Source organism: Occultella aeris (genome assembly GCF_902703175.1).
Taxonomy (GTDB): domain Bacteria; phylum Actinomycetota; class Actinomycetes; order Actinomycetales; family Beutenbergiaceae; genus Occultella; species Occultella aeris.
This window is the reverse complement of sequence record NZ_CACRYJ010000006.1, coordinates 66,684-82,575: the sequence shown is the minus strand read 5'-3', so window position 1 is coordinate 82,575 and position 15,892 is coordinate 66,684. Positions and strand designations below refer to the sequence as shown.

The window sequence follows — 15,892 nt, the reverse complement described above, 5'->3', positions numbered from 1 at the left end:
GCATGACCTTCGGAACACTCCTGGTCGCCAACCGTGGCGAGATCGCGGTCCGGGTACTGCGGGCCGCCCGCGACGCCGGTCTTCGGACCGTTGCCGTCTACTCCGACGCGGACCGAGACGCACCGCACGTGCGGATCGCCGACGCCGCGGTCCGGCTGGGTCCGCCACCAGCCGCCGAGTCCTACCTGTCGATCCCCGCTCTGATCGATGGCGCCGCCCGGTCCGGCGCGGACGCGGTGCACCCCGGCTACGGCTTCCTCTCCGAACGGGCGGAGTTCGCGGCAGCCTGCCGGGACGCGGGTCTGGTGTTCGTGGGCCCAACGCCGGAGGTGATCGACCTCATGGGCCGCAAGGATGAGGCGCGCCGGATCGCTGCGAAGGCCGGTGTGCCGATGCTGCCCGCGGTCGAGGGCGCCGACGACGAGTCGCTCATGGCCGCCGCACGCGCCGGGATCGGCTTCCCACTCCTGGTCAAGGCCGTCTCGGGCGGGGGCGGCAAGGGCATGCGCATCGTCCGTGAAGCCTCCGCGCTGCCTGCGGCCCTCGCCGCCGCTCGCCGCGAGGCGAAGGCGGCCTTCGGCGACGACACGATGCTCATCGAGCGCTACGTCGAGCACGGCCGCCACATCGAGGTCCAGGTGATCGCGGATTCCCATGGCCACGTGCTGCACCTGTTCGACCGGGACTGCTCGGTGCAGCGGCGTCACCAGAAGGTCGTCGAGGAGGCTCCGGCGCCGACCATCAGCGCCGCTGTGCGAGAGAGCGTGACGAGCGCCGCGATCCGGCTCGCGACCGAGGTCGGATACGTGAATGCGGGCACCGTGGAGTTCCTGGTGGAGGACGAGCAGGCGTACTTCCTCGAGATGAACACTCGGCTCCAGGTCGAGCACCCGGTGACCGAGCTCGTCACTGGCATCGACCTGGTCGCCGAGCAGCTCCGCATCGCCCAGGGCGAGGCCCTCACGTTCACCCAGGACCAGGTCACGGTCACCGGGCACGCCATCGAGGCCCGCGTCTACGCCGAGGACCCGGACGCCCAGTTCCTTCCGCAGGCCGGGTTCACCCGGACGGTGCGCTGGTCCACGCGGGCCCGGGTCGACGAAGCCCTCGCCAGCGGTCAGCAGGTCGGCACCTGGTACGACCCGATGCTCGCCAAGATCATCGCCCACGCACCGACGCGCGAGGCCGCACGCCACCGGCTCATCGAGGCGATCGACGACTCCGCAATCATCGGACTCACCACTAACCTCGGGTTCCTGCGCCGCCTGGTCGCCGGCCCCGAGTTCACCGCCGCCGAGATCGACACGGCATGGCTGGACGGCGCCGGCGCACCGTTCCCGGCCGAGTCCTCCGACCTCGCACTCGTCGTGGCGGGGTGGCTGCTGGCAGACGGTGCGGCTCCCGCGCACCCGTTCCGAGCAGGGGACGGCTGGCGCGACGGCGGACCAGCTGCCCCGGTCGTCCGCAGCCTCACCGTGGGCCGGGGTCGGCACGTCGTCCGGGTGGACCGGAGCGCGCACGAGGTGCGTGTGGAGGACGGCCGCCCTCGAGACGCCAGGCGGCCCGACGCGGGAGAGCACGTCGGAGCCGGAGGCGCCGGGGTCGCGACCGTGCGCCCGATGCTCGCCCCGCCGGGCCGGGCCCGGCTGGAGATCGACGGCGTCGTGCACGAGGTGACGTACGAGCTCGACCACGGGGCCGCCGTCGTCTGCCTGCACGGCCAGAACTACACGATCCGGCCAGCCGGCAGCCTGGCCCCGGAACACACGGCGCCCACCGAGGAGCTCGTCCGTGCACCGATGCCCGGGCTCGTCCTGGACGTCGTCGTCCGGCCGGGACAGACCGTCATCAAGGGTGAGTACCTCGGCGTGCTCGAGGCCATGAAGATGGAGGTGACGCTGACGGCGCCGCACGATGGCACCGTCAGTGCCGTCGCCGTGGCACCAGGCGCCCAGGTCACGTCAGGGCAGGAACTGTTCACCGTCACTGCCGACGGCACCAGCGACGGTGAGACGGACGGTGCGGGCAGTGTGGCGACCGGCGCACCTGCGCCATGATCGACCACGTCAACGCGTATCGCCCCCGATCGGAGAAACCGAATGTCGATGACCCTCAGCCCGCCCGTGCTGGGCGATCTGCTCCCCGCGACGCGTCTGCGTGACGTTGCCCTCGTCGTCGGCGGCGCCACCACCGTCGCTCTGGTCGGCCAGATCTCCGTGCCGCTGCCGTTCACCCCGGTCCCGCTGACGCTCGGCACGTTCGCCGCGCTCGCCGTCGGAGCCTCGCTGGGACCGGTCCGAGCCACGCTCAGCCTCGGCCTGTTCCTGGTCGCCGGAATCATCGGCGCGCCGGTGTTCGCCGGCTGGGGCTCCGGATGGGAGGCCGCCTCCTTCGGCTATGCACTCGGCTACCTACCGGCCGCCGCCCTCGCGGGCTGGCTGGCCGCCCGCGGGGCGGATCGCTCCGTGTGGCGAGCCGCCGCCATGTATGCGGCGGCGGGCGCGGTGATCTACCTGTTCGGGGTCCCCTGGCTCATGGTCGCGCTGGGGGTCGGCCTGCCCGAGGCGATCGCCCTGGGAGTACTCCCGTTCCTCGTCGGCGACGCGCTCAAGGCAGCAGCGGTGGCGCTCCTCCTGCCCGGCACCTGGCGCCTCCTGGGCAGCCGCGCCGGATCGGACGACCCTGCCGACCCAGCTCCGCGGAGGTCGATCCCGACATGAGCGAACCGAGCGAGCCGCGCGCCGTCGTGGTGCAGCGGGGCCTGTACTACGAGGAGTTCGACACGGGTGTGCTCTACCAGCACCGCCCGGGACGCACGGTCACCGAGGCGGACAACGTCCTCTTCACGACGCTCACCATGAACACGCAGGCCCTGCACCTCGACGCCTCCTGGTCCGCGGGCCAGCCGTTCGGACAGCGGCTGGTGAACTCGATGTTCACGCTGGCCACCCTGGTGGGATCGTCGGTCGCCCAACTGACCCAGGGCACGATCGTGGCCAACCTCGGGTTCGAGGCGGTCACGTTCCCCCATCCGCTCTACCACGGCGACACCCTCTACTCGGAGACGCGGGTACGCAGCAAGCGGCTCTCCTCCTCGCGCCCGGGCCAGGGCATCGTGACCCTCGAGCACACCGGCCGCAACCAGGACGCCATCATCGTCGCCACCGCCGTCCGGTCCACGCTCGTGTGGTGCGAGGACGCGGTCAGCGGGGCCCCGCAGTGAGCGCGACAGTCCCCGCGAGTGGGACCGGCATCGCCTGGGGACCGGCGCTGCTGTTCTGCCCGGCCGACCGGCCGGACCGGTTCGCCAAGGCGGCCGAGCGGGCCGACGCCGTCATCCTGGACCTGGAGGACGCCGTCGCCCCGGAGCGCAAGGCGCGAGCCCGGGCCGCGCTCCGCGCGGAACGGCTCGACCCGACCCGCACGATCGTGAGGGTCAACGCCGTCGGCAGCCCGGAGTTCGAGGCCGACCTCGAGGCGGTCGTCGGCACCGACTACCGCACGGTCATGCTGGCCAAGACGGAGTCGCCGGCGCAGGTCGCCCGGCTCGGCGGCTTCGAGGTGGTCGCCCTGTGCGAGACCGCTCGCGGTGTGGTGGCCGCACCCGAGATCGCGGCTGTTCCGGCGGTACGCGCCCTGATGTGGGGCGCCGAGGACCTGCTGGCGTCCTTGGGCGGCACGTCGAGCCGAGCCGGCGACGGCGGCTACCGGGACGTCGCACGAGCGGCCCGTTCGGCGGTGCTACTTGCCGCGGGCGCGCACGGCAAGGCTGCGATCGACGCCGTGCATCTGGACATCGCCGATCTCGACGGGCTCGCGGCCGAGGCCGCGGACGCCACTGCGAGCGGCTTCAGCGCGACCGCCTGCATCCATCCCGGGCAGGTCGGGACGATCCGCGCGGCGTATCGGCCCGGCCCGGGTCAAGTCGCGTGGGCAAGGGAAGTGCTCGCGGCCGCGAGCGACCAGCCGGGAGTCTTCCGGCACAAGGATCAGATGGTCGACGAGCCGGTGCTGCGTCAGGCCCGCACGGTCCTGGCCAGATTCGGCGAACAGGACTGATGAGTTCGAGCCCTCACGACGGCCCGATCAGGTCCCGGACTTCTCCCGCACCTGACGCTTGATGCGGCCGAGCATCCCGGCCATCCCACGCAACCGCAGCGGACTGACGGCCTCGGCGAGGCCGAGCCGGTCGGAGATGTCGTTCGGCACGGCCTGGACATCGGCGGCGGTGAGCCCGTTCAGGCCTTCGTAGAGGATGCCTGCGAAACCACGGGTGGTCGGCGCCTCGGCCGGCGCGGAGAAGAACAGGTGCACCGGCGCGTCCGGCCCGCTGCCGTCCACCTCGACGGCCAGGAAGATCGGAGACTGGCACTCCGGCACGCCCTCGAGGAGCTCCGGGTGCGCGGCGTATCGTTCCGGCAGTTCCGGCAGACCGGTCGAGAACTCGAGCAGCAGCTGCAACCGGTCCGCCGTCGTGAGCGCATTGAAGTCGTCGACGATGCCCCTCAGGGCAGCCGTCAGGTCGGACGTGTCGGTCATGGAGCCAAGTCTGTCATGGCGCGGGAACGTCCCCGGGCTCCGAGCCACGCGCGATCGGCACGCGCACGGAGTTGCCCCACTCGGTCCAGGAACCGTCGTAGTTGCGGACGTTCGGGAAGCCCAACAGGTGCTGCAGTACGAACCACGAGTGCGCGGAACGCTCGCCGATGCGGCAGTAGGCGATCACGGGCTCAGATGGGGTGAGGCCCTTCTCCTGACGGTAGATCGCGTCCAACTCCGCGCGGGAGCGGAACGTGCCGTCCTCGTTCGCGGCCCTGGCCCACGGCACCGACTGTGCGCCGGGGATGTGGCCGCCGCGCACGGTGCCCTCGTCCGGGTAGTCGGGCATGTGGGTGCGCTCACCGGTGTACTCCGGCAGCGACCGGACGTCCACGAGTTGCCCGCCGAGGAAACCGAGCACGTCCTCCTTGAACGCGCGCACGCCGTCGTCCTCGCGTTGGACCACCGGGTAGTCGACCGGCGCCGGGCTCGGCACGTCCGTGGTGAACTCACGCCCCTCGGCCACCCACTTGGCCCGGCCGCCGTCGAGGAGGCGCACGTCCGGGTGGCCGAACAGCGCGAACACCCACAGCGCGTAGGCGGCCCACCAGTTGTTCTTGTCCCCGTAGATGACCACGGTGGTGTCCCGTGTGATGCCCTTGCCCCCGAGGAGCTTGGCGAACTCCGCGCCGTCCACATAGTCACGGGTGACTGCGTCGTTCAGGTCGAGGTGCCAGTCCACCTTCACGGCGCCCGGGATGTGCCCGGTCTCGTAGAGCAGCACGTCCTCGTCGCTCTCCACGACGGCGAGGCCCTCGTCACCGAGGTGATCCGCGAGCCACTGCGTGCTCACCAGCCGCTCCGGGTTGGCGTAGGCGGTGAACTTCGGGTCGTCGTCGAAGGGCAGCGACATCGTGAACTCCTTGCTCGGTGGGTGAGTCCATCCTGACACCCGGCCCTCGCGGTGACGGAGTCGGACGGCCGACGTCCACATGGTGGTCAGCTGGCGTGCCCGACCTTTTCACTGACCGGGTCCCCCAAAGGTTGGCGCCCGGGTTCCCCCCTGCGCCAGACGAATCCGCAGGCCGGTCCGGACAGGCTGAAGGCATCAACCACACCACCGCCGGAGGACCCCATGCACGCGATCGAGATCACCGATCTGCACAAGTCGTACGGACCCGTCGAGGCACTGCGCGGCGTCAGCTTCACGGCCGCGGAAGGTCGCGTCGTCGGCCTCCTCGGCCCGAACGGCGCCGGCAAGTCCACCAGCGTCCACATCCTGCTCGGTCTCGCCCGGGCCACCTCCGGCACGGCCGCCATCGGTGGCCGCGCCTACACCGACCTCGACCACCCGGCCCGCACCGTCGGCGCGCTGCTCGACCAAGGTGGCCTGCACCGTGGCCGCAGCGGCCGCGACCATCTGCGCGTCCTCGCAGCCGCCGCGCGCCTGCCCGAGGCCGCGGTCGCCGTCGCCCTGGAGAAGGTCGGCATGACCCGTGCCGCGGACCGCCGCGTCGGCACCTACTCGCTCGGCATGCGCCAGCGGATCGGCCTGGCGGCCGCCCTGCTCGGCGAGCCCCGGATCCTCGTCCTCGACGAGCCCGCGAACGGGCTCGACCCCGCGGGCATGGCCTGGTTGCGCGGCATGCTGCGCTCCTTCGCCAACGGCGGGGGCGCCGTCCTGCTCGCCTCTCACGTGCTCGCCGAGGTCGCCCAGGTGGCCGACGACCTCGTCGTCATCGGCGAGGGCCGCGTGCTCGCCGATGGCCCACTCGCCGACGTCATGGCAGGCGACACCCTCGAACATGCCTACCTCGACCTGACCGCCGCCTCCGAAGGGATGTTCTGATGTTCCGCTCCGAACTGCTCAAGCTCCGCACCACCAGGGCCGCCTGGATCGTCGCCGCGGTCGCCTGGATCGGGATGATCGCGGTCCAGGCCCTCACCGTCTCGCTGCCACGCCTGGTCCAGTCCCTGGGCACCGGATCGAGCGACCTGCCGCCGGACGTCGCCGCCGAACTCATCCCGGACCTCACCGCGCTCACGGACCTCGGCAGCCCGGCCCTGCAACGCTCGATCCTCGACCTGCTCGCGCTCGGGCCGGGCAGCTCGAACGTCGGCCTCACCGTGATGGCCATGCTCGTCCTCGGCGCCCTCATCGCCACCACCGACCTGCGCACCGGCGGCATCGTGCCGACCGCCCTGATCACCCCGTCGCGGCCCAGGATCCTCGCCGCGAAGGCCGCTGCCGGCGCCACCACGGCCGTCATCATCGGCGTCGGGCTGATCGTCCTGACCGCGCTCGGACTGTTCGTCGCCATCACCATCACCCCGGGTGCGGAACTGGCGCTCGCGCCGGGTGAGGTCCTCGGCAGCTGGGGCCGCGGCCTGGCCGTCCTGGTCCTGTTCACCTGGCTGGGTCAGGCGATCGGCACCCTCGTCCGCGGTCAGGTCGCGACCCTGATCACCGTCGGCGCCCTGATCATCGCCGAGCCGATCCTGCGCGGCATCGTGAGCTTCATCGGCGGCGGCGGCGCCGCCATCACGGACTGGCTGCCGCTCGGGCTCGGCTCGCTCGCCTCGGTCGGCCCGGGCGCCGGCGTCCTCGCCGGACCGGAAGGCCTCGGGGCCCTCGGCGGACTCGCGGCACTCGCGGCGTGGGTGCTCGTGCTCGGCTTCGGTGGGCTGGAGAGCTTCCGTCGCCGCGACCTCGCGTGAGCCCGGACCTCCGGGGTCATTACGCTGAACCGATCGGATCGAGGAGAGGGCTGAGGTGACCGACATGCTGCGGGCCCGCCTCGACTCCCTGCGCCCGCGCACGAGCACCGGCCGCGACACCGTCGTGGCCGGTGTCGTGGCGGCGCTGAACGTCATCGGGTTCGCCGCCCTCGAGGTCCTCCTCGCCGGCGGAACGGCCGAGGAACTCGGCCTGGACGTGGTTGCCATCACCGGGCCGGCCCGGGCGGGCGTGTACGCACTCTTGGTGGCGCAGGCCGCGGCACTGATCCTGCGCCGCCGGGCGCCGGTGCTGACCTTCGCCCTCGCCGTCCTCGCCCAGATCCTGATGACCCCGCTGCTGCCGGACCTGGTCTCGATCCGAGGACTCGCGACGCTGGTGGCGGCGTACGCGGTCGGCGCGTACGCACCCCGACGGACCGCCGCGATCACCATCGGGGTCGGTGCCGTGGTCGAGGCACTGCTGACCGTCGCCCTCGGCGGGGCCGAGTCGATTCCCGACGGCGGACCTGCCGTCAACCTCTTGGCCTCGCTCGCGTCGGCGGTCGCCGTCTACGCCGTCGCGTGCTTCATCGGGGTGTACGTGGGCACCCGCCGACAGCTGCTCGCGTCGTTGCGGGCGCAGGTGGACGCGGCGGCGATCGAGCAGCAGAGCCGGGCCGAGCGGGCGGTGGCCGCCGAACGGTCCCGGATCGCGCGCGAGTTGCACGATGTGGCCGCCCACCACCTCTCCGGCATCGTGGTCCAGGCGGCCGCCGCCGAACGTCTGGTCGTGGACGACCCGGACCGGGCCCGCGAGTCCATGCGGTGGATCCGGACCCAGGGCCGCCAGACCCTCGACAACCTTCGCCTCGTTGTCGGCCTGCTCCGCGGCGCCGACGGCGCCGAGCAGACCCCGCAACCCAGCCTGGCCGACCTCCGGGCCCTGATCGAGGACGCCCGCACCGCGGGCGCCCGGGTCACCGACCGGGTCGACGGCGAGCCATGGGAGCTGGGACCGACGGCGGAACTCACCCTGTACCGCGTGCTGCAGGAGGCGCTCTCGAACGCGCGGCGCCACGCGCCCGGCCGCAGCATCGACATCCGCCGCGAGTACACGCCGTCGGCCTGCGTGTTGACGGTCCGCAACCCCGCGCCCGGGCAGCGCGGCAGCCATGGCACTACCGGCGCGCCCGACTCATCCGGGCACGGCCTGGTCGGGATGCGCGAACGCGCCCAGATGCTCCACGGTGAGCTCACCGCGGGCCCCGTGGCCGGCGGCGCCTGGCAGGTCCGGCTGACCATCCCCCGACCGGGAGGAACCTCATGACCACAGTGGTGCTCGTCGACGATCAGGCCGTGGTGCGGGCTGGGTTCGAGGTGATCCTGCGCTCGGAGGGCATCGAGGTGGTCGGGCAGGCAGCCGGTGGCGTCGAGGGCGTGCGGATCGCGCGGGAGCTGCGCCCGGACGTGGTCTGCATGGACGTGCGGATGCCCGGCGGTGATGGGATCACCGCCACCCGCGCGCTCGCCGGCCCGGACGTCGCCGACCCGATCCCGGTGCTGGTGGTGACAACGTTCGACCTGGACGACTACGTGTTCGGCGCCCTCGAGGCCGGTGCGAGCGGGTTCCTGCTCAAGGACGCCGACCCCGACGTCCTGGTCGACGCCGTCCGGCGGGTGGCCTCCGGCGAAGGGCTGGTGGACCAGAGCCTGACGAAGCGGGTGCTGCGGGAGTTCGCCACCCGCCGGGCCGCGACCCCGCGGGACGTCGCGGCCGCCCAGCTCCTGACCGCACGCGAGCACGACATTCTCGGACTGCTCTGCCGGGGCTCGTCGAACGCCGAGATCGCCGCCGCGCTGCACCTGGAGGCGAGCACCGTGAAGACGCACCTGTCCCGGATCATGACGAAGACGGACACCCGGGACCGGGTGCAGCTGGTGGTCTGGGCATACTCGCGGGGCATCGCCGAGCCTGCCTGACGTCGGTGACGCCGAACTCTCGGTGGCGCGCCCGGCCGCGTGTGCCAGAGTGGTACGCATGATCTCCGCGGACGATCTGGCGCGACTGCGCCGGTGCGTGAGTTTGGCCACCGAAGCGCTCGACGGCGGCGACGAACCGTTCGGCTCCATCCTGGTGGCCCGCCACGGCACCGAACTGTTCGCCGACCACAACCACGTTGCCGGTGGCGACCACACCCGCCACCCCGAGTTCGAGATCGCCCGCTGGGCGGCGACGAACCTCACGCCGGAGGAGCGCCGCACGGCAGTCGTCTACACCTCCGGTGAGCACTGCCCGATGTGCGCCGCCGCCCACGGCTGGGTCGGGTTGGGCCGGATCGTCTACGCCGCTTCGTCCGCCCAACTGGCCGGCTGGCTCGCCGAGTGGGGCGTCGCGCCCGGACCCGTCGCGACGCTGCCGGTCACCACCGTGGTCCCGACCGCGCGGACGGACGGACCCGCCCCCGAGCTCACCGACGAGATGCGGGCGCTCTACCAGCGGGCGTTCCGCCCGGCTTTCTGAACGGGCGCACCGTCACACACTTTCACCCAGCCGGACCAGGTCACGCCTTCGACGGCCCGACGGCGGCGGTCAGCCCGTCCAGCAGCGGCGTGGTCGGGCGTCCGATGAGCCGGGCAAGGTCGCCACTCGTCTCGGCGAGCAGTCCGTCGCGGATGTTCGCGTCGAGGCCGGCCACGAAGGAGGCGGTGCCGGTGTCCAAGCCGGCGCCGGTCAGGATCGCCTCGTGCTCGGTGGTCGTGACGTTCCGGTAGCTGACCGGGCGCCCGATGACCTGCCCGACGGCGTCGGCGAGCCTCGCGTAGTCCCACGCCTCGTCGCCGCTCAACTCGTACACGGCCTCCTGCGCCGGGTTCGCCGCGGCGTTGATCGCCGCCGCGGCGGCCGCCTCGGCGAAGTCCGCGCGGGTGGCCGAGGCGACCCGGCCGTCGCCGACACTGCCGAGGATCTCGCCGCGCTCACGTGCCTGGTCGAGGTTGGCCACGTAGTTCTCGGTGTACCAGCCGTTGCGCAGGAACGTGGCGGGGATGCCGGCGGCGGCGATCAGCTCCTCGGTCGCCTTGTGCTCGGGAGCGAGCAGCACCGGCGTCGTGTCCGCGTGCAGGATGCTCGTGTACAGCAGGTGCCGGACACCGGCCGCCTTCGCGGCGTCGATCACGGCGCCGTGCTGGCGCACCCGCTGGCCCACCTCGCTGCCGGATACGAGCACGAGCACGTCCACGCCGTCGAGCGCGGGAGCCAGGGTCTCGGGCCGGTCGTAGTCCGCCTCCCGAACGCCGACGCCACGGTCGGCAAGGTCGCCGGCGTTGGCGGGGGTGCGAACGGCGGCGACGACCTGAGACGGCTCCACCCCCCGATCCAGCAGCGCCTCGACGATCAGACGGCCGAGGTGGCCGGTGGCTCCGGTGACAGCAATCATGTGGAAATCCTCCTGGGACATAGGTGCGGTGATCTGGACGAGCTGCTTCGATCTGGACTCGCCGTGGCCTGAACCTGCCACGGGCCAGCGGTCCGATCGGGCTCGTGCCATGCTTGCACTAACTATTCGTTAGTGCAACGGATTTCGCAGTGCGGCGTATCTCACAGTGCAAATGCAGCGTCGCCCGACTACCCTTGCCTGCATGTCCACCCAGCCCGAGACCGGACCGTCCGCAGAACTCATCGCCGACGTGTTCCAGCGCGGCTGCACGTCTCGCCAGGTGCTCGAGACCGTCACCGGCCGCTGGGGCGTGCTGACCGTCGCCGGCCTGCGCGACGGCGCGATCCGGTTCAACGCGCTCCGGCGCCGCATCGACGGGGTCAGCGAGAAGATGCTCGCCCAGACCCTGCAGGCACTCGAGCGCGACGGGATCGTCATCCGCGAGGCCAGGGCGACGCTGCCCCCGCACGTGGAGTACCGGCTCTCCGAGCTCGGCGAACAGATCGCGGACCGGCTCATCGGTCTCATCGAGCTGCTCGAGGACTCCGTTCCCGAGGTGTCCTCCGCGCAACGGGACTACGACGCCCGCGACTGACCCGGGCCGGCCGGCCGCCGCTCAACCCTCCTCGGCCTCCGCTCGCCCTCAGCCGTCGGCGGCGCGCTCCACCGCCGCGATGTCGATCTTGCGCATCAGCAGCATGGCCTCCATGGCCCGCCCGGCCCGCTCGGGATCGGGGTCGCCGAGCAGTTCCATCAGTCGCCGCGGCACCACCTGCCAGGAGACCCCGAACCGGTCCTTGAGCCAGGCGCACTGGCTCTCCTGGCCGCCGTCGGCCGTGAGCGCACCCCAGTAGTGGTCCACCTCGGCCTGATCCGCGCACTCGATGATGAACGAGATCGCCTCGGTGAACGCGAACGCGGGTCCCCCGTTCAGGCCCACGAACTGCTTGCCGTCGAGGCTGAAGGCGACCGTCATCACGGCGCCTTCCGGCATCGGTGCCCCCGGCCCGTACCGCTCCACGTGGCCGATCGAGGAGTTCGGGAAGATCGACGTGTAGAGCTCCGCCGCCTCCTCGGCCCGGCTCTCGAACCAGAGATTCGGGGTGATGTTCGGCATGATGGGCGTCCTCACTGCTGGTACCTCCCGCACTCGGATCGCGATCCACGCGCAGGTGAACGGGTTCGCTCAACTGCGACAGACGCCGGCGACCGCCCGAACTCATCGCTGCTCCAAGCAGCCGCGCCCGACTTCAGCCGTCGGGAACAACCGCACCTCCGCCGTCGTTGGTCAACGAGTCCACCCGACAGAACGGAAGGGGATCCGTGCCGACCGACGCGATCAGGCTCGAACAGCAGTACCTGGATGGGCTCTACGCCCGAGTGGAGGAGTTGCGGGAGGAGACTCTGGCCGCACTGACCGCCACCAACCTGGCCGACGCCGACGGCCCGCGCGGCCTCGTCGACCGGGACGCGCACGCCGCCCGGCTGAGTGAGCGCCGCGCCGGCCTGGACCGGGCCGAGCACGGCCTGTGCTTCGGGCGCCTGGACCGGCGTGACGGTTCGGTGACCTACATCGGCCGGATGGGGCTGCGGGACGCGGACCTGAACCCGCTGCTGGTCGACTGGCGCGCACCCGTCGCCTCCGACTTCTACACGGCTACGGCCGCGTCCGGCACGGACGTGCAGCGGCGCCGGCACATCCGCACGACGGGCCGCACCGTCGTCGGCGTGAACGACGAGCTGCTCGACCTCGACCACGCCCCCGCGAGCGACCTGGTCGGCGAGGGCGCCCTGATGGAGGCCCTCACCGCACACCGGACCGGGCGCATGGGGGACATCGTCGCGACCCTCCAGGGCGAACAGGACGAGGTCATCCGCGCCGACGCCGACGGTGTCCTCGTGGTCCAGGGTGGGCCGGGCACGGGCAAGACCGCGGTCGCGCTGCACCGGGCGGCCTACCTGCTCTACACCTATCCGCGGATCGCGGAGCAGGGCGTCCTCGTGGTGGGCCCGAGCCCGGTCTTCCTCGCCTACATCGAGCAGGTGCTGCCCTCGCTCGGCGAGACCCAGGTGGTGCTCGCCACACCGAACACGGTTCTGCCGGGCACGACCGTGACGGCCGTCGAGGACCCGGGCGCGGCCGTCGTCAAGGGCGACGTCGCGATGGCCGGTGTGGTCGCCTCGGCCGTGCGGGCACGCCAGGAGATGCCCGACGGCGTGGACGTCACCTTCTCGGGTGACGTCCTGCGAGTGGCCGGTCCGGTCCTGGCCGGCGCGGCCGAGCAGGCCCGGCGCACCGGCCTCGGCCACAACCTGGCGCGGCTGGTCTTCGCCGAGGAGATCTGGCCCCACCTGACCGATCTCGTGCTCGACCGCGACCGGCAGCTCCTCGAGGACACCGAGCGCGGGTTCGAGGCGGAGCTGCGCAAGGTCGACGCCGCCATCGCGAAGCAGGCGGACCAGCTGCCGTCGGCCGTCGAGGGCGCGGGCACCGAGGTCACCGGCACCGCGGGTGAGCACGAGGTGATGCTCGTGCGCCGTGAGCTCGAACAGGATCACGCCGTGGCCGCCGTCGTGGACCGGCTCTGGCCGGCGCTCACGGCGGAGGACCTCCTCGAGGACCTGTTCGAGCAGATCGCGGACCGCCCGGAGCTGGCACCCGACCTGACCGAGGCGGATCGTCGCGTCCTGGCCCGCGAGCGCGGGGCGGGGTGGAGCGCGGCGGACGTGCCGCTCCTGGACGAGGCCGCCGAGCTCCTCGGCGTCGATGACACCGTGACCGATGCGCGACTGAGCGCCCGCCGCCGGGAGGAGCTGCGGTACGCCCAGCAGGTGCTCGCCGCATCGGGCGTGAAGGGTGTCTCCGCCGAGGACCTGGCCGGCCGGTTCCGCGAACGGGACTCCCGTTCGCTTGCCGAGCGGGCCGCCGCGGACCGGACCTGGGCGTACGGGCACCTGATCGTCGACGAGGCGCAGGAACTGTCCGCGATGCAGTGGCGGATGCTGCTGCGCCGGGTGCCGTCCGGGTCACTGACGGTGGTGGGCGACGTCCACCAGACCTCCGCCGCGACGGGCACCACCTCCTGGGACGCGCTCGTGGCGGCGCATCCCCGGCGCCGGTGGCGGCGGGTGGACCTGAGCGTCAGCTACCGCACGCCGCAGGCCGTGCTGGACGCGGCCGCCCCGGTGCTGCGGGCCCTGGATCCGGACGCGCCCGCCCCGGTCGCCGCACGGGCCGGCGGCGAGGTCCCGTGGCGGGTGCACTCGAGGCCGGACGCGCTCACCGCGGACGTCATCGACCTCGCCCGAGCGGAACTGGACGCGCTTGACGGTGGACACCTCGCCGTCGTCGCCCCCGCGGCACGGACCGGCGAGCTCGGCGACGCGCTCGACGCCGCGCTCGACGCGACCACCGTCTCGTTCGGCGCGGATCCGGAGCTGACGGCCGAGGTGGTTGTGCTCACCCCGGAGCAGGCCAAGGGCCTGGAGTTCGACGGCGTCCTGGTGGTCGACGTGGAGGCCGTCGCCTCCGGTCCTCGCGGCCTCGGGGCGCTGTACGTGGCGATGACCCGGCCGACGACGCGGCTCGGTCTGATCCACCTCGGTCCGGTCCCGGAGGTCCTCGCAGGGTTGCCGGAGCGCTCGCGCTGACCTCGCGCCTGGCGCGCCGCCCTCGCATCTTCCGCTCAGCTGGTACCTGGCGCACGGCACCAACTGGTCGGGCGAGCGGAACCTGAGATCGGTTGTGGTGACCCGACGTGATTGGGTCCCACCGTGGACGTGAGGGCATCGGGCCCGGCGCCACTCACCGGAGGCGAGGAGGGCACCATGTCGATCCCAGGGATGAGCCACCACAGCGGCCACCAGGGCCAGCAGACGCCCATGCCCGGCTGGGGCAAAACCGGGACCGGCGGCGGCTGGTCCGGGGCGAGCGGCGCGCGCGGGTACCCCGCGCCGTCGAGCAGTTTCGGTACGGCAGGCTCGGGCATCTCGGGCACGTCGGGCACCGAGCCGCCGGCATCCGGCCTCGGCGGCTTCGGCGATCCGGTGGTGCCGCGCCGGCGCCGCCGGTTCCGGTTCGGCTGGCTCGGCGCGCTGCTGCCGATCCTGTTCGTCGGCTTCATGGTGCTCGGCGTACCCCGGATCGCCATGAGTTCGACCAGCTCGAGCGAACTCCTGCCGGTCGGCGCGTTCACCCAGGTGGACGGCCGCGACGTGGTGCTGATGCCGTACGGGGCGGATGGTGTCTGGATCTGGGACGACGTGTTCCAGATCCGGCTGGCTGCCGTGGACGTGGTGGCAGGCGAGCCGATCTGGGACGTCCAGCTGAACGAGGATCTGATCGGGGCGGCCGGGGTGATCGCCGCCGGCAGCCAGTACCTGTACGTCGTCACCGACTACGGGCTCGAGATCCGTTCCGTGGCCGACGGCCACCGGGTGGCCGGTCCCGATGACATCGAAGGCCTCGGCGCCGACTACCTCGCCGCGTACGGCGCCTACGCGTACGACCCGAACCTGAACGCGGTCGTCATGATCACCAGCCTCGGCGAGTTCCGCACCCTGCCCGTGGACGGTGTCACCGCGACCCCGTCGGATGCCCCCACCGTCAACGCCTGGCAGTCGTCGCTGTTCGCGGACTCGAGCGGCGCCTGGATGTACCTGGACTCCGACTGGGACGAGACCACCGACTCCGTGGTCATCGGCGACAACCGGTTCGACTACGGTCCGCTGTCCCCGGGTGTCCCGGGCGGTATCGTGCGGCTGACCGGGCCGGACGGCACCGTCGAGCTGCCCGGACCGATCTACAACGGCGAGTTCCTGCTCGAGGTGACGAAGACCCCGGCCGGCCTGCTGAGCCCCGAACAGCGCGAGCAGATGTCGACGTCAGGCGACCAGAGCTACCTGGGTCACAGCCCCGCCGGTGCGGCGGGCGGATTCGTGCTGCTGCAGAGCACGGTGACGGCCAACGGCGACGAGTACCGGTTGGATGTCCTCGACGCGGCTACCGGGGAGGTCGTCGGCTCCATGCCGATGGGCGAGGAGGCAACCCGGGTGATGACGGCGCCCGGCGGCACCATCGTCGTGGTCGCGTCGAGCGACGACATCTACGCCGACTCGTTCGTGCTCATCGCCCCCGACGGCACCGTCAGCCTGGTCGAGGTGGGCGTACCCGACCTGCTCGGCCGCAGGGCCTGACC

Annotated in this window: 16 protein-coding genes; 12 read left to right on the top strand and 4 right to left on the bottom strand. The window is 72.2% G+C overall.

Annotation, left to right across the window (positions count from 1 at the left end; genetic code table 11):
* Nucleotides 1–2: 2 nt before the first annotated feature.
* The 4 genes from HALOF300_RS01710 to HALOF300_RS01695 are packed head-to-tail and all read left to right on the top strand — an operon-like array spanning nucleotide 3 to nucleotide 4,059.
* A complete protein-coding gene (locus HALOF300_RS01710; protein ID WP_156738923.1) occupies nucleotides 3–2,057 on the top strand; it encodes an ATP-binding protein in 2,055 nt (684 codons plus the stop codon).
* Nucleotides 2,058–2,099: 42 nt separating this feature from the next.
* Entirely contained in the window at nucleotides 2,100–2,720 is a 621-nt protein-coding gene (locus tag HALOF300_RS01705; RefSeq protein ID WP_156738922.1) for a biotin transporter BioY, read from the top strand.
* Nucleotides 2,717–3,223, top strand: a complete 507-nt coding sequence (locus HALOF300_RS01700; protein WP_156738921.1) for a MaoC family dehydratase — start codon at nucleotides 2,717–2,719, stop codon at nucleotides 3,221–3,223. The genes HALOF300_RS01705 and HALOF300_RS01700 overlap by 4 nt, the downstream gene beginning before the upstream one ends.
* On the top strand, nucleotides 3,220–4,059 hold the full coding sequence (locus tag HALOF300_RS01695) for an HpcH/HpaI aldolase/citrate lyase family protein (protein WP_231954951.1): 840 nt from the start codon (nucleotides 3,220–3,222) through the stop codon (nucleotides 4,057–4,059). Before HALOF300_RS01700 ends, HALOF300_RS01695 begins: the two co-directional genes overlap by 4 nt.
* A 27-nt stretch (nucleotides 4,060–4,086) precedes the next feature.
* On the opposite strand, the gene HALOF300_RS01690 is transcribed toward HALOF300_RS01695, so the two are convergent.
* Nucleotides 4,087–4,539, bottom strand: coding sequence for a SufE family protein (locus HALOF300_RS01690; protein ID WP_156738920.1), 453 nt, complete (start codon nucleotides 4,537–4,539; stop codon nucleotides 4,087–4,089).
* 13 nt (nucleotides 4,540–4,552) lie between these two features.
* On the bottom strand, nucleotides 4,553–5,452 hold the full coding sequence (locus HALOF300_RS01685; RefSeq protein WP_156738919.1) for a sulfurtransferase: 900 nt from the start codon (nucleotides 5,450–5,452) through the stop codon (nucleotides 4,553–4,555).
* Between the two features lie 222 nt (nucleotides 5,453–5,674).
* Between HALOF300_RS01685 and HALOF300_RS01680 the strand changes: the two genes are divergently transcribed.
* The 5 genes from HALOF300_RS01680 (at nucleotide 5,675) to HALOF300_RS01660 (ending at nucleotide 9,778) form a co-directional block, all read left to right on the top strand.
* Nucleotides 5,675–6,388 (top strand): ABC transporter ATP-binding protein, encoded by a 714-nt coding sequence (locus HALOF300_RS01680; RefSeq protein WP_156738918.1) that lies wholly within the window; start codon nucleotides 5,675–5,677, stop codon nucleotides 6,386–6,388.
* Nucleotides 6,388–7,257, top strand: a complete 870-nt coding sequence (locus HALOF300_RS01675; RefSeq protein WP_156738917.1) for a hypothetical protein — start codon at nucleotides 6,388–6,390, stop codon at nucleotides 7,255–7,257. The genes HALOF300_RS01680 and HALOF300_RS01675 overlap by 1 nt, the downstream gene beginning before the upstream one ends.
* A 64-nt stretch (nucleotides 7,258–7,321) precedes the next feature.
* A complete protein-coding gene (locus HALOF300_RS01670; protein WP_231954972.1) occupies nucleotides 7,322–8,584 on the top strand; it encodes a sensor histidine kinase in 1,263 nt (420 codons plus the stop codon).
* Nucleotides 8,581–9,237: a response regulator transcription factor gene (locus HALOF300_RS01665; RefSeq protein WP_156738915.1), complete on the top strand. Its 657-nt coding sequence runs from the start codon at nucleotides 8,581–8,583 to the stop codon at nucleotides 9,235–9,237. Before HALOF300_RS01670 ends, HALOF300_RS01665 begins: the two co-directional genes overlap by 4 nt.
* A 58-nt stretch (nucleotides 9,238–9,295) precedes the next feature.
* Nucleotides 9,296–9,778 carry a nucleoside deaminase gene (locus tag HALOF300_RS01660; protein ID WP_156738914.1) on the top strand — a complete coding sequence of 161 codons (483 nt, stop codon included), beginning with the start codon at nucleotides 9,296–9,298 and terminating at the stop codon, nucleotides 9,776–9,778.
* Nucleotides 9,779–9,818: 40 nt separating this feature from the next.
* Here the strand turns inward: HALOF300_RS01660 and HALOF300_RS01655 are convergent, their stop codons facing one another.
* Nucleotides 9,819–10,694 (bottom strand): SDR family oxidoreductase, encoded by an 876-nt coding sequence (locus tag HALOF300_RS01655; protein ID WP_156738913.1) that lies wholly within the window; start codon nucleotides 10,692–10,694, stop codon nucleotides 9,819–9,821.
* A gap of 202 nt (nucleotides 10,695–10,896) precedes the next feature.
* Here HALOF300_RS01655 and HALOF300_RS01650 point away from each other — a divergent pair, with 202 nt between their 5' ends.
* The gene (locus tag HALOF300_RS01650; protein WP_156738912.1) at nucleotides 10,897–11,289 is read left to right on the top strand and encodes a winged helix-turn-helix transcriptional regulator; all 393 of its coding nucleotides are present in this window, start codon (nucleotides 10,897–10,899) and stop codon (nucleotides 11,287–11,289) included.
* A gap of 48 nt (nucleotides 11,290–11,337) precedes the next feature.
* On the opposite strand, the gene HALOF300_RS01645 is transcribed toward HALOF300_RS01650, so the two are convergent.
* The gene (locus HALOF300_RS01645; protein WP_156738911.1) at nucleotides 11,338–11,811 is read right to left on the bottom strand and encodes a VOC family protein; all 474 of its coding nucleotides are present in this window, start codon (nucleotides 11,809–11,811) and stop codon (nucleotides 11,338–11,340) included.
* A gap of 206 nt (nucleotides 11,812–12,017) precedes the next feature.
* Here HALOF300_RS01645 and HALOF300_RS01640 point away from each other — a divergent pair, with 206 nt between their 5' ends.
* Both HALOF300_RS01640 and HALOF300_RS01635 read left to right on the top strand, forming a co-directional pair.
* Nucleotides 12,018–14,345: a HelD family protein gene (locus tag HALOF300_RS01640; protein WP_197522223.1), complete on the top strand. Its 2,328-nt coding sequence runs from the start codon at nucleotides 12,018–12,020 to the stop codon at nucleotides 14,343–14,345.
* Nucleotides 14,346–14,522: 177 nt separating this feature from the next.
* Entirely contained in the window at nucleotides 14,523–15,890 is a 1,368-nt protein-coding gene (locus HALOF300_RS01635) for a PA2928 family protein (protein WP_156738910.1), read from the top strand.
* Nucleotides 15,891–15,892 lie beyond the last annotated feature (2 nt).